This window comes from Cupriavidus sp. 05T41, assembly GCF_056396525.1.
The window spans coordinates 55,530-68,181 of the sequence record NZ_JBFTLQ010000040.1 but is presented as its reverse complement, the minus strand read 5'-3'; the positions used below and the strand labels follow the sequence as shown (position 1 = coordinate 68,181).

Annotated in this window: 9 protein-coding genes and 1 pseudogene; 1 reads left to right on the top strand and 9 read right to left on the bottom strand. The window is 65.7% G+C overall.

What is annotated here, in order from left to right:
• Positions 1-198: 198 nt before the first annotated feature.
• The 8 genes from AC1DKV_RS23070 to AC1DKV_RS23035 all read right to left on the bottom strand — a co-directional run bounded on the left by AC1DKV_RS23070 (position 199) and on the right by AC1DKV_RS23035 (position 11,047).
• Positions 199-1,722, bottom strand: coding sequence for an efflux transporter outer membrane subunit (locus AC1DKV_RS23070; RefSeq protein ID WP_441614457.1), 1,524 nt, complete (start codon positions 1,720-1,722; stop codon positions 199-201).
• Entirely contained in the window at positions 1,719-4,898 is a 3,180-nt protein-coding gene (locus AC1DKV_RS23065; RefSeq protein WP_441614459.1) for an efflux RND transporter permease subunit, read from the bottom strand. The genes AC1DKV_RS23070 and AC1DKV_RS23065 overlap by 4 nt, the downstream gene beginning before the upstream one ends.
• A complete protein-coding gene (locus tag AC1DKV_RS23060; protein WP_441614742.1) occupies positions 4,895-6,091 on the bottom strand; it encodes an efflux RND transporter periplasmic adaptor subunit in 1,197 nt (398 codons plus the stop codon). The genes AC1DKV_RS23065 and AC1DKV_RS23060 overlap by 4 nt, the downstream gene beginning before the upstream one ends.
• A 363-nt stretch (positions 6,092-6,454) precedes the next feature.
• Positions 6,455-7,492, bottom strand: coding sequence for a hypothetical protein (locus AC1DKV_RS23055; protein ID WP_441614461.1), 1,038 nt, complete (start codon positions 7,490-7,492; stop codon positions 6,455-6,457).
• A 90-nt stretch (positions 7,493-7,582) separates the two neighbouring features.
• Positions 7,583-8,152 carry a GNAT family N-acetyltransferase gene (locus tag AC1DKV_RS23050; protein WP_441614463.1) on the bottom strand — a complete coding sequence of 190 codons (570 nt, stop codon included), beginning with the start codon at positions 8,150-8,152 and terminating at the stop codon, positions 7,583-7,585.
• A gap of 72 nt (positions 8,153-8,224) precedes the next feature.
• Positions 8,225-9,043 carry a polyphosphate kinase 2 gene (gene ppk2 / locus AC1DKV_RS23045; RefSeq protein WP_441650417.1) on the bottom strand — a complete coding sequence of 273 codons (819 nt, stop codon included), beginning with the start codon at positions 9,041-9,043 and terminating at the stop codon, positions 8,225-8,227.
• Positions 9,044-9,293: 250 nt separating this feature from the next.
• A complete protein-coding gene (locus AC1DKV_RS23040) occupies positions 9,294-10,319 on the bottom strand; it encodes an AraC family transcriptional regulator (protein WP_441614467.1) in 1,026 nt (341 codons plus the stop codon).
• Positions 10,320-10,555: 236 nt separating this feature from the next.
• The gene (locus AC1DKV_RS23035) at positions 10,556-11,047 is read right to left on the bottom strand and encodes a nitrate reductase associated protein (RefSeq protein ID WP_441614469.1); all 492 of its coding nucleotides are present in this window, start codon (positions 11,045-11,047) and stop codon (positions 10,556-10,558) included.
• A 242-nt stretch (positions 11,048-11,289) separates the two neighbouring features.
• Between AC1DKV_RS23035 and AC1DKV_RS23030 the strand changes: the two are divergent.
• Positions 11,290-11,826: pseudogene (locus AC1DKV_RS23030) on the top strand (molybdopterin dinucleotide binding domain-containing protein); the annotation flags it as partial.
• A 38-nt stretch (positions 11,827-11,864) separates the two neighbouring features.
• On the opposite strand, the gene AC1DKV_RS23025 reads toward AC1DKV_RS23030, so the two are convergent.
• Positions 11,865-12,584 carry a TetR/AcrR family transcriptional regulator gene (locus tag AC1DKV_RS23025; protein WP_441614744.1) on the bottom strand — a complete coding sequence of 240 codons (720 nt, stop codon included), beginning with the start codon at positions 12,582-12,584 and terminating at the stop codon, positions 11,865-11,867.
• Positions 12,585-12,652 lie beyond the last annotated feature (68 nt).

Below are 12,652 nucleotides of genomic sequence, written 5' to 3'. Positions count from 1 at the left end.
GTATTGCTCTTTGCCCACGAGTAGCACGCTCCGTCATCCTTTTGCTGCTGCTGCGAACTCTGGCCCTTGGCCGGGTAGGCGATCGGCTTGGATTGCGCCAGCGCCCCGAGCGGCACCATGGCGGCGACGGCAGCGCAAACCAGGCGCTTGTTCCACGTGTTCATGACAACTCCTTCATTGCAACTGCCCCGGGCTCGCTCATTTGCCGTTTGCCAGTGTGTCGGCCTGCTGCAGCGGCCACCCGGCACCCAGCGACTTGTAGAGCGAGACCATCAACCCGAACTCCGAGCCGCGCAGGCTTGACTGGTCCAGCTGCGCATTGAACAGCGCGCGCTGGGAATCCAGCACTTCGAGGTAGCTCGTGTAGCCGCCCTCATAGCGATCCTGCGCAAGCGACACATAGCGCTGCAGCGCGTCCACTTGCGTATCCTTCGCCGCGCGCTGCTCGCGCGTGCGTTGCACCCCCACCAGCGCGTCCGCGACTTCCTGGAAGGCCGTCTGGATCGCCTGCTGATACGCGAACAGCGCCTGCTGCTGGCGCGCTTCGGCTTGCTTGACATCCCCCGCGATGCCGCCGGCAGTGAAGATCGGCATGCTCACGGCGCCCGCGAATGACCACGTGCGCGCCGAGCCCACCCACAAGCCGGACAAGGCCGTGCTTGCCGCGCCGAACAGTCCGGTCAGGGAGATCGTGGGAAAGTACTCGGCGCGCGCCGCGCCGATCTGCGCGTTGGCCGCGATCAGTTGCTGTTCGGCCTGCAGCAGGTCCGGACGCTGTTCAAGCAGCGCCGACGGCAGCCCGGCGGGAATCTCGGGCGAAGTCAGCTCGCCGATGGACTTGCCGCGCTGGATGTCGGCCGGATTCTGGCCGACCAGGACCGACAGCAGGTTTTCCTGCTGCGCGACGAGCTGCTCGTAGAGCGCCACGGAGGTGAGCGCCGACGCGTATTCCGACTGCGCCTGGCTGACCTCGAGTTCGGACACCACGCCGCCTTCGAAGCGCTGCTGGAACAAGGTCAGCGCGCCTTGCCGACTGGCCAGCGTCTGCTGGGCGATCAGCAAGCGGTTGTCCAGGTCGCGCAGGCTGATGTAGCCCGTGGCTACCGCCGCCACCACGCTGACCTGGGTGCTCCGCCTGGCCTCGCCGGTGGCGACCCACTGCGCGCGTGCCGACTCGGTCTGCCGCCGGAGCCGCCCGAACAGGTCGATCTCCCAGGTAGCGAATACGTCCGCCCGCACCTGGTTGAACGGATTATTGACAGGTACGACGTTGCCCGCCCCGGTGGCCAGACGCTGGCGGCCACCGCCGATCTCCGCGCCGACCTGCGGAAAGAGCCCGGCGCGAGTCGACATCAGCCGCCCGTAGTATTCCTCGACACGCGCCAGCGCGATCAGGATGTCCTTGTTCTGCGCCAGCGCCTTGGCGATGAGGTCGTCAAGCACCGGATCGTTGAACTGGGTCCACCAGTGCATGTCGATGGCAGGGATCGCGTTGGCATTGGCATTGGCATTGGCATTGGCGCTGGCGCTGGCGCTGGCATTGGCGCTGGCATTGGCGTTGGCGTTGGCGTTTGCGTCGGCGTTTGCGTCGGCGCCGGACTGGGCAAAGCGGTACGCGTCCGGCACGTCCAGCGCCGGGCGCTGGTAGTCCGGCCCGACCGCGCAGCCCGCCAGCACGAGCGCGCCGGCCGCGGCAAGCTGCCGCCTCCGGGCGGGTTTCATGACTCCCCTCCGCTCGATGCCGGCGTCTCCGGACGGGGAGTGGGCGCCGGCGCCGCCGGCGCGCTCCCCGCGGCCTTCCTGGCCGCCCTGGCTTCCAGGCCCCAGAAGAACATCGGGATGAAGAAGATGGCAATGACCGTGGCCCCCAGCATCCCGCCGATGACCCCGGTCCCGAGCGAGCGCCGGCTCGCCGCGGACGCGCCGGAGGCGATCGCCAGCGGAATGCACCCGAGGATGAAGGCCAGCGACGTCATGATGATCGGCCGCAGGCGCAGCTTGGCGGCCTTCACCGCCGCCTCATACGGACTGAGGTGCTCCTTGTGGAGCATCTCCACCGCGAACTCGAAGATCAGGATGGCGTTCTTCGCCGCCAGCGCAATCAGCACGGTAAGACCGATCTGGAAGTACACATCGTTCTCCATGCCGCGTATCAGGATGCCCACCAGCGCGCCGAACAGCGCGAACGGCACGGCGAGCAGCACGCCAAGCGGCAGGGACCATTTCTCGTACTGCGCGGCCAGGATCAGGAACACCATCAACAGGGCGAAGCCAAACACCATGGTGGCGGTGGACCCGGCCTTCTTCTCCTCGAAGGCCTGCCCGCTCCAGCCATAGCTATACCCTTCGCCGAGCACCTCGCCGGCCACCTCCTCCATCGCGGCAAGGGCCTGGCCGGAGCTGTATCCCGGCGCCGCATCGCCGGTGATCTTGGCCGCCGGGAAATTATTGAATCGCGTCACCAGATCGGCGCCGGCCACATAGCGCGAGGTCGTCACCGCCTTGATCGGCACCATGTCGCCCTTCGCGTTGCGCGTGTAGAGCTTTTCGATATCCTCCGGCCGGGAGCGGAACTCGGGCTCGGCCTGCAGGATGACCTGGAACAGCCGGCTGTTCTTGGGAAACTGGCTGACATAGAGCGAGCCGAACATGGTCTGCAGCGCCGAGTAGACCTGTTCCACCGGCACCCCCTGCGTTTCCGAGCGTTCGCGATCCACATCGACCAGGAACTGGCGCGAGCGCGTATTGATGGTGGTACTGACGCCACGCAACTCGGGGCGCTGCCGCGCCTTGGCGATAAAGGCACGTACCCTGTCTTCAAGCTGTTGATACGTGCCGTCTCCCGTGCTCTGCAGCCAGAATTCGAAGCCGCCCGTGGCGCCGAGTCCGGGAATGGAGGGCGGATTGACCGGGATGACCAGGCCCTCCCGGTACGTGGAGAATTCCCGGGTGGCCTTGACGATCAGGTCCTCGGCGCTCTCGCCCTTCCCGCGCTCCTTGAAGCCCTTGAGCGTGACAAACAGCGTGCCGGCGTTGGTCTTGTTCTGGGAATCGATCAGGCTATAGCCGTCCGGCGTCGCCACGGATTTCACGCCGGGCTGGCGGGCGAGCCATTCTTCCGCCCGCTTCGAGAGTTCGCTGGTCCTGTCGAGGCTCGCCGCGTCCGGCAGGATCACCGCGCCCAGCAGATAGCCCTGGTCCTCCACCGGGAGGAAGGACGATGGGATGCGGGTGAACATCAAGACGCTGACGACGATCATCACGACAACCAGGCTCAGCGAGATGACGACCCGCTTGATCACCAGCTGCACCGTGCTGCCGTACCCCTCCACCATCCGGTCGAAGGACTTGTTGAACCAGCGGAAGAACCGGTTCTTCTCATGCTCGCCGGGCTTGAGCAGGATGGCCGCCAGGGCCGGGGAAAGCGTCAGTGCCACCACGCCGGACAGCAGCACGGAAACGGCGAGCGTGATGGCGAACTGCTTGTAGAGCTGGCCGGTGATGCCCGAGAGAAACGCCACCGGTATGAAGACCGCCAGCAAGACCAGCACGATGGCGACCACCGGACCACCGACCTCGTCCATGGCGGCCTTGGCCGCCTCCTTGGGCGGCATCTTGAACTCCACCATATTGCGCTCGACGTTCTCGATCACCACGATCGCATCGTCCACCACGATGCCGATGGCCAGCACCATGCCAAACAGCGTGAGCATGTTCACGGAGAAGCCCAACGCCGACATCGCCGTGAAGGCGCCGATGATCGACACCGGCACCGCCAGGATCGGCACCAGCGTCGCCCGGAAGCTTTGCAGGAAGAGATAGACCACCAGGATCACCAGGATCACCGCCTCCGCCAGCGTGTGGATCACCTCGTTGATGGATTCCTGGACAAACTCGGTGGTGTCGAGGGCGATTTCGTACTGCAGGCCCGGAGGGAAGCTCTTCTTGAGGTCGGCAAGCGTCTTCTTCACCCCGGCGGCCACCGCCAGCGCGTTGGCTCCCGGCTGCTGGTACACGGCAAGCAGCGTCGCGGTCTTGCCCTTGTAGCGGCTGCGCAGGGAATAGTCCTTCGAGCCGAGCTCCGCCCGGCCGATGTCCTTGAGCCGCACCAGCGCCGCTCCGCTCGAGGCCGCGCGCAGGATGATGTTCTCGAAATCCTCGGGCTCGGTCATGCGGCCCTTGGTGGCAACCGGGAAGGTCTGCTTGACCGGGCCGGCCGTCGGCGCCTGCCCGATGCGCCCCGCGGAGAACTGCTGGTTCTGCGCGCTGACGGCGTTCTTGACGTCATCCACCGTGATGCCCAGCCGCGCCATCCTGTCGGGTCGCAACCAGATGCGCATGGCGTAGTCCGGCGTGCCGAAGATCGATGCCTGGTTGGCCCCCGGGATACGCTTGAGCGCATCCAGCACGTAGATATTGGTGTAGTTGTCGACGAAGTTCTGCGGGTAGCTGTTATCCGGAGAGTAGACCGCGATGACCATCATGAAGGCCGAGGACCGCTTCTGCACGGAAACCCCTTGCTTCGTGACAGCGTCCGGGAGCGTCGGAAGCGCGAGGTTGACACGATTCTGGACATCCACCTGCGCCAGCGACGGGTCGGTCCCGATCTCGAAAAAGACCGTCAGCGTCATGTTCCCCGTGGAGGAACTCGTGGACGACATGTAGAGCATGTTGTCGGCGCCGTTGACCTGCTGCTCGATCGGCGCCGCGACATTCTGCGCCACCACCTCGGCACTGGCGCCAGGATAGGTGGTCGATACGGTGATGGTCGGCGGCGTGATCTCCGGGAACTGGGCCACCGGCAGATTGAACATGGCAACCAGTCCGCCGACCACGATGATGATCGACAGCACCGAAGCGAAGATCGGCCGGTCGATGAAGAAATGGGAGATCTTCATGGCTTGCGACCCTCGCTGCCGGCGGCGGGAGCGCTGGCGGCATGCGCGCCCGCCCCACCCTTTGCTGCCGCCGGGACTGGCTTCACCGGGGCGCCGGGCGCCAGGCGGGTGGCGCCATTCACAATCACCATGTCACCGGGCCGCAAGCCCGAGCGGATCACCCAGTTGTCGCCCGACCACTCGCCGACCTCGACCACGCGAGACTGCGCCTTGTTGTCCTTGTCGACCGTCCAGACCGACTCGCCGCGCTGGCCCTGGATCACCGCCTCCTGCGGCACGGCGACCGCCTGGGTCCGCTGCGCGCCAATCAGCCTGACCCTGACAAACTGGCCCGGACGCAACAAGCCCTGCGGGTTGGCCATTTCGGCGCGCACGAGGTACGTGCCGGTATCCGCGTTGAACGACGCGTCGGCAAAGGCAATCCTGCCCCGGCTGCCGTACACCGTGCCGTCGGCCAGGACGATCTCGACCTCGAGCGCCCCGCGCTCCGGCAGCTTCAGCGAACCGGACTGCTGCTGCGAGCGCGACTGGAGCACCTCGTTTTCCGACAGGCTGAAATTCACCCACATCGGATCGAGCTTCGCCACATAGGTCAGCAGGCTATTGGTTGGGTCGATATACGAGCCGACCTGCCTCTTCGCAAAACTGGACAAGCCATTCACCGGTGAGGTGATCGTCGTATAGCCAAGATTGAGCTTGGCGTTGACAACATTGGCGCGGGCCGCCTCGACCGCCGCCGCGGCCGCCTGCTCCTGCCCGACCGAGTCGTCGAGGTCCTTCTGGCTCAGTGCATTCTTCGCGGCAAGCGGCCGCACGCGGTTGAGATTGGCGCGCGCCGTGCTGAGCCGGGCCTGCTGTTGCGCCAGTTCGGCCTCCGCCGCGGTCAGCGCGGCCTGGAATGGCTTCTGGTCCATCCGGAACAGCAGGTCGCCCTTCTTGACCAGCGAGCCTTCTGTGTAGAGGCGCTGCTCGAGGAACCCGTTGACGCGGGCGCGGATCTCGACCTGCTGGGAGCTTTGCGTCTCGCCGACAAACTCGAACACCACCGGGACGTCGCGCAGTGCCACCGTGACGATGCCCACCTCGGTCGCGACCGCGGCGGGAGGTGGTGGCTTCTCTTTCTGGCAGGCGGCGACAAGGATAGTCGCAAGCAACAGGCAAACGTAGCGATAGCTTCGTTGTTTATTGTTCATCACGACTCCCACCCCCAAGATCCTGTGGAATCACTTCTTTTCTGCCGTACGCCGCGGTGCAGGGCGCGGTGCCGGTGCGTCAACTCGCCGCGGGGCTCCATCTGCGCTTGCCGAAAATCGATGAGCCCCGTGGAGCTCATGGCTCCGCTTTTCCTGGGGACCCTCGCCCTCATGTGTGTTTTAGATCATTCTCGTGCTTCTTGCCGAATTCTCGTACTGCATTTTTTCGATGCCGTGTTTCGCGCAAACAGGTGTGCCGTGTCACCGCCAGCGCACAGGCAGCGATCCATCCACAAGTGCGACCGCAGAGCATGCCGCGGCGAACTGTTCGACCGGTCTTGCGGCGCGCATCCGGGGCGTGCACTACAACAGGCGCTCCGCTTCATCGAGGAGCGACATCGGAGACAGCATGCCGGCGCGCGCAAAGCGCACCAGGGCAAAGGTGCGCACCAGCGGCGGATCGCCCGGGACCCGGGCGCTTTGCAGATCGATTGCATCGCCCGGTGCCGTGCTCTGTTCCGGCAGCAGCACATTCATCCGGCTCAGGCGGATGTTCCGGTGCTCCAGGGAGAACCGCGAACCCGCCTCCTCGAACACTTCGCCGAGTCCGTCGATCTGGCGCTCCAGGGCATCGGATGCCACGCCGAGCCGGGCGAGTTCCTGAGCGTTTTCCTCGATCTGTTCGCGCAGCCTGGCATGTTCCGCGGGCGCCACTTCGCTACCGCCCCCCACCACCGAGCGCATACCGGTGCCCCGCCGCTCCAGCAGATGCAAGCGCGCCTTCAGGAGCTCCAGCTCACGTTCGATCACATTGCGCCGCGACATGCCGGCGGCAAACCGGGCCAGGCCCTCCAGCGCCAGCTGATCCAGCATTCGCCGCACGATCTCCTCGCGCAGCCCGGCGTCAGTCCGGCCACAGATCCGCACCTGGTGATCGCTGAAGCAGATCGTGGTTTGCTGCACATCGGTGCGCATCACGTCTCCCTCCAGCGCGACGCCCAGCGTGTGCCGCTCGGCCATCGCCATGCCCAGCACCGCATAGGCCTCCCGCGCGTCCGGTGCGTGCTCGAAGAACTCGCGCAGGTCCGCTGAGCGGCTGAAGGCAAGCTCCACATCGTGCGCCGTACCGAAAAAGGCATGGATGTAGGGATCCGATCCCCACGCCACCGCGCTGGCTTCGCGCGGCGCAGGAAGGCCCGCCGCCAGCCCGCGGACAACGTCCAGCGCCAGCCCGATCTTCGGCCCGAGCCGTTTCTGGTAGTGCGGCACCAGGCGCAGGCGCGGACTCAGGCCGAGGACGCGCTCCGTCATCTCGGCAATCTCGTGCTTGCTCCGCTTGTCGCGCTTGCCTTGCTCGTGCGCGCCCGGCTCGCGCCGGCGCAGCAGGTCCAGTATGCTCATCGATCGGCTCCCCTCGTTGCGCGCGACCCCGCGCCACCGGTTCGTGCTGCAGTTCGCGCTCAGGCCTGTGCGCGGCTGGCGCGCCGCGGCTTATCCAGGGGCGATGCCGGCCCCGGCCGGCACCGCAAGCCGGAGCTTGACCACGCGCAGCATGGCATCGTCGGGGCATGGCGTATCGTCGAAGCCGAGCCGGCGCGCAAGGCCGCGCATGGAATGGTTGGAAGACAACACGAAGCCCTCCATCCATCGGTATCCCCGCGCGCTCGCGGCACCAATCAACGTTTGCATGAGGTGCCGCGCCAGTCCCAGCCCATGCCAGTTGTCGTCGATCGTCACGGCGAATTCGCAGACCTCGCTGCCAGGACCCGCGGCATAGCGCGCGCCGCCGACGATGACCTCTGCCTCGCCATTGCCTGTGACGGCCACCAGCGCGAACTCGCGCTCCGGCATCGGGTGGGTTGCCGATTCGAGCATGGCGTCCGGCAGTTCCCGCATGGAGGCCATGAATCGCGTATAGCGGGAATCCACCGATAGGCGGTGGAAGGCGGCCAGCAGGGCTGCCTTGTCTTGTCCGCCGATCTGGCGCAGCAGAATCTGCCGCCCGTCGCGCAGTGTCACGCGGGCGGGCAGCGATGGCTCCGGGATGGAATCGTCCGGCATGATGATCTCGCTGGTGCTGACATCAAGGGGGCGCTGGTGCGCGAACCGGGTGCAGTCCGGAGGCCGACGCCGTCAGAACCGCTCGGGGACATGCCTGTAAGGATAATCCGCCTCCTTGTAGCCGCCGGATTTTTGCCGCGCCGGCAGCTTCACCTTCTTGTGCGGCACGGCCTCGTAGGGAATCTTGTCCAGCACGTGGCTGATGATGTTGAGGCGGGCGCGCCGCTTGTCGTTCGAGTTGGCCACGTACCAGGGCGCGTAGTCTGTATCGCTGGCGAGGAACATCTTGTCGCGCGCGCGGGAATAGTCATACCAGCGGCTGTAGGATTTCAAGTCCATATCCGTGAGCTTCCAGGTCTTGCGGCCATCGTCGATGCGCGACGCAAGGCGGCGCGTCTGCTCCTCCTCGCTTACCTCAAGCCAGTATTTCAACAGGATGACACCGGAACCGATAATGGCCTTCTCGACCAGGGGCACGGCCCTCAGGAACGCTTCGGCCTGCTCCTCGGAGCAGAATCCCATGACCCGCTCCACGCCAGCGCGGTTGTACCAGCTGCGGTCGAAGATCACCACTTCGCCGGCGGCGGGAAGGTGCGAGATGTACCGCTGAACGTACATCTGGCTCTTCTCGCGCTCCGTGGGGGCCGGCAAGGCAACCACGCGGAACACGCGCGGACTCACGCGCTCCGTGAGGGCCTTGATGGTGCCGCCCTTTCCCGCGCCGTCGCGGCCTTCGAACACGATGCAGACCTTGCAGCCGGTCGCCAGCACCCATGCCTGCAGCTTGACCAGTTCGATATGCAAGCGCCGGAGTTCCTTCAGGTATTCCTTGTTGCCTAGCCGGTCCCCGGTGGCTTGCTCGTGTTCAGCCGCCTTTTTCGCGTTTGCCATGTCCGTTCTCCTCAGCCCCGCGCTTCGCCTTGCACGCTACTCCGAGATCACAACCTTAGTTTGCGTTCCGGCTTATTGCAAATCTTACTTGCGGGCAAAACAGCACTCGCGAAACGCGTCGGCGAAACGGATAACTTCTACGCTGTATCAACAGTGATACACCCGTGCGGTCGCGTTTTGCTTGCAGGCGGGGCCGCCCAGGGCGATGGCGCAAACGCCGTGCATGGGCACCGCACAAACGGACGGAGATCTATTGGCCGGCATCCCCGTGCCTTACGGTCCGCGCCTGCGCCCGCCATTGCGAAACACTGCAGCCGAACTGGCCGCCGAACCAGCGCGAGAACGCGCTCAGCGAAGAGAAACCCAGCAACGTGGCCACCTCCGAAAGCGGACGCCCGCGGTTTTCGATATACGGGATCACCAGGCCGGCGCGCACGTCGTTGACGATGCCGGAGTACGTTGCCTCCTCCTGCGCCAGACGCCGGTGCACCGTGCGGCGGTCCACGCCGAGGAACTGCGCCACGCGCTCGACCGAGCAGACGCCGGACGGGAGCAAGGCGTAGACCAGCTTCTTCACCTTGTCGGGCATGGTGGTGTTGGCCTGCGCAAGCAGCGTGCCGAGATACTGCTTCACTTGCTGCGCCATCACCGGATCATAGGAGGGCAAGGGCGACTCCAGGTCGGACGCCACGCAGATGATGCCGTCGAAGTCCTGGTTGAACTGCACCGGCATGCCGAAAACGCGCAGGTACGTGGCCGTGCTGGCAGGCGCGGCGCTTGTGAAGCAGATGCTGCGCGGACGCCACGATGCGCCCAGGAACAAGCTCAGCATGCGGAACACCACGCCTACGGCCAGATCCGTGGCCTGGCGCAGCGTACCGGGCTCGTCACTCAGGACCTGCAGGTGGATCATCACCATGCCCTCGGACTCTTCGACGCGCATGGCCAGCGCTTCGTTTTGCAGGCCCATATAGCGGACCATGGAGTCCAGCGCACGGCGCAATGTCGGCTCCTCCCGCACCACGAAGGCGAGTGGCCCGAGATTCGAGAATTCTCGCAACTCGGCCATGCGCAGGCCGAAGTCGTCAACCCGGGCCGCCTTGGCGGACATATCCAGCAGCCGCCCCACCAGTCCGGCCGCCAGCCGGATGTCGGGATCCAGCAGCGCCGCACGGCTGATCTTCGCCGCCCTTAGCTGCTGATAGGGATCAAGGCCGACGGCGCGCGCCACCTCGACATAGTGGGTGAGACTGGCACTGCGGAGATAGTAGGCCATTGCCGAAATCGTGGGTTCGCTGACTCTCCCGAAATGTAAATTGAATGTCCCGGATGGTCAAATCACTGCTGGCCATCAGCCGATATTTGAAGCAAGGAAAAACCGCTTTCTCCGCATCGGCTCCGCTGCAGCAGCGTCGGCCGCCGCTGCCCGGCAGGTCACGCCCACCGGGAATCGGGAATCGGGAATCGGGAATCTGGAATCACGAGTCGCCCGTGCCGGGCCAGAAGCACGGTCTATGCATCTGCGATGCCTGACCTGACCAGCCCGAACTCCAGCAGCGCGGGAACAAAGCAATGGTTCCTCACCCCTCTCAGGGACATCTTCGTCAGCACATATCGCTTGAGGATCGAAAGCCCGGACCAAGCCTCCCCGGTAATCGGCGCCAGTTCGGCCAAGGCGTACTGCGCCAGGACCGAGTCAGGTATTTTCGAAGCCTGGAGCCATGCCGCCTGAGCATCCGGCGGGAATGTCTCTGGCACCTTGTTAAGGTGCTTCTGCATGATGTCCCGGAGGCTGGAGGCAAAATCACCCGCGTTGCCGGCCGTGGCGGGTGGAAAACCGGCGAGCGCCTCACGGGCCTCGACGGGAAGGGCTTGCCATTCCAAAAGGGAGAATGTGTATCCGTAAAAATCCAGATTGAAGCGGAGACACATGGGCACGTATTTCAGGTTGTCACATGCCTCTATCTCAAACACAAACAATGGCAATTTCTCATAGAGAAACATGGCAATCCCCTCGGACCTTGTAGTCGGTGTGAAAAGCCAGGCGTGCCGCTGAACTCGCGATCGCCTCACGCATACCACTGCCGCATCCCTTCGTGACTGAGTATAGGACGCGAAGGGGAACCTCTCGCACGAGGAACAGCGAGACACCGGTGGCCACCAACATACCGCTGGATAGCCTGGCGCTGGCGCCAAAAGCTGGTGCCGGAGGATTTGCGACAACCGGCGGGGCGTGCCCGCCGGAGGATTACAACGCGCGCATCGCGCATCCAGGCGGATTCCACCTGCGGGTGCCCGCGCGGGAGCGGGAGTGGCACACGCCCTCGGGAAAGGCGGTGTTCCTGGTCAATGCACTGACCCCGGACTCGCCCATCGCGCGTGCGCGCGAGGCGTACGGGGAACGGCTGATGACGCTGATGACCACGCGGTCGCATGACCAGTACAACACCACGGTGTATGCGCTCGACGATCGGTATCGCGGCGTGTTCGGCCAGCGGCGCGTCGTCTTCATCAACCGCGACGACCTTGCAATGCTCGGCCTGAAGGCCGGCGAATGGATCGATATGACCACGGTCTGGGAAGACAATATCGAGCGCCGCGCCGATGGCTTCCTTCTGGTCGAGTACGACATCCCGCGCGGATGCATCGGCGCCTATTATCCGGAGACGAATCCGCTGGTGCCACTGGGCAGCGTAGCCGACGGATGCAATACGCCGACCTCCAAGTCGGTCCCGGTCCTGTTGCACCGGAGCGCCGCGCCAACGGCAGCCGGACAGGCGTGACGGGCCACGGGTACCCGGCGCCGGTGGGCGGTACAGCGCTAACGCGGGTCGCCGCCCTCGCCCTGCAGGCCCGTCTCCACCATGTCGATCAGCCGCTGCCCGATGTCGTAGGCCTGCCCCGGCGCCTGCGCCAGCAAGTGCAGCGGCCCGTCGATGACCAGCATGGACAGGCCGTGCACCGCGGACCACGCCAGGTATTCCGCGCCGGGCCGGCGCGCAGCGGGTAGCAGGCCGGCGGCGGTCATCTTGTCGAGCGCCGCGCCCAGCAGCTCGAACGGGTTCAGGCCGCTGTCGCCTTCCCTGGCCGGCATGGGCACGCCGCGCAGTTCGCCCGGCACGGAAAAGGCCGTGCGGAACAGCCCCGGCTCGGCCAGGGCGAAACGCATATAGCCGGTGCCGACCGCGCGCAGGCTGGCGCGCGCCGCATCCGCTGGCGGCGCTGTCCCGTCGACCTCGGCGAGATCGGCCTCGATCGCCATGGCCAGCGCCGACAAGGCCGCGAAGCGCACCGCCTGCAGCAGGTCGTGGCGGCTGGCGAAGTGCCGGTACGCGGCATTGGGCACCACGCCGGCACGCCGCGTGGCCTCGCGCAGCACGACCGCATCCGGGCCGCCGTCGCGCGCCAGGTCCATGCCGGCATCGAGCAGCGCGCGCCGCAGGTCGCCATGGCGATACGTATTGCGGGCCGGAGCGCCGGCCGGCGCGTCCGGGGGTACCGCCGCAGGTGCGGATTGCGCCGCCTCGCCTGGTTCCGACATGGCGGCGGCACCCTTGCCAGCCGCCCGGCCCGCGGTGCCGGAAGTGCGCTTGGCACCCGTCATTTTTC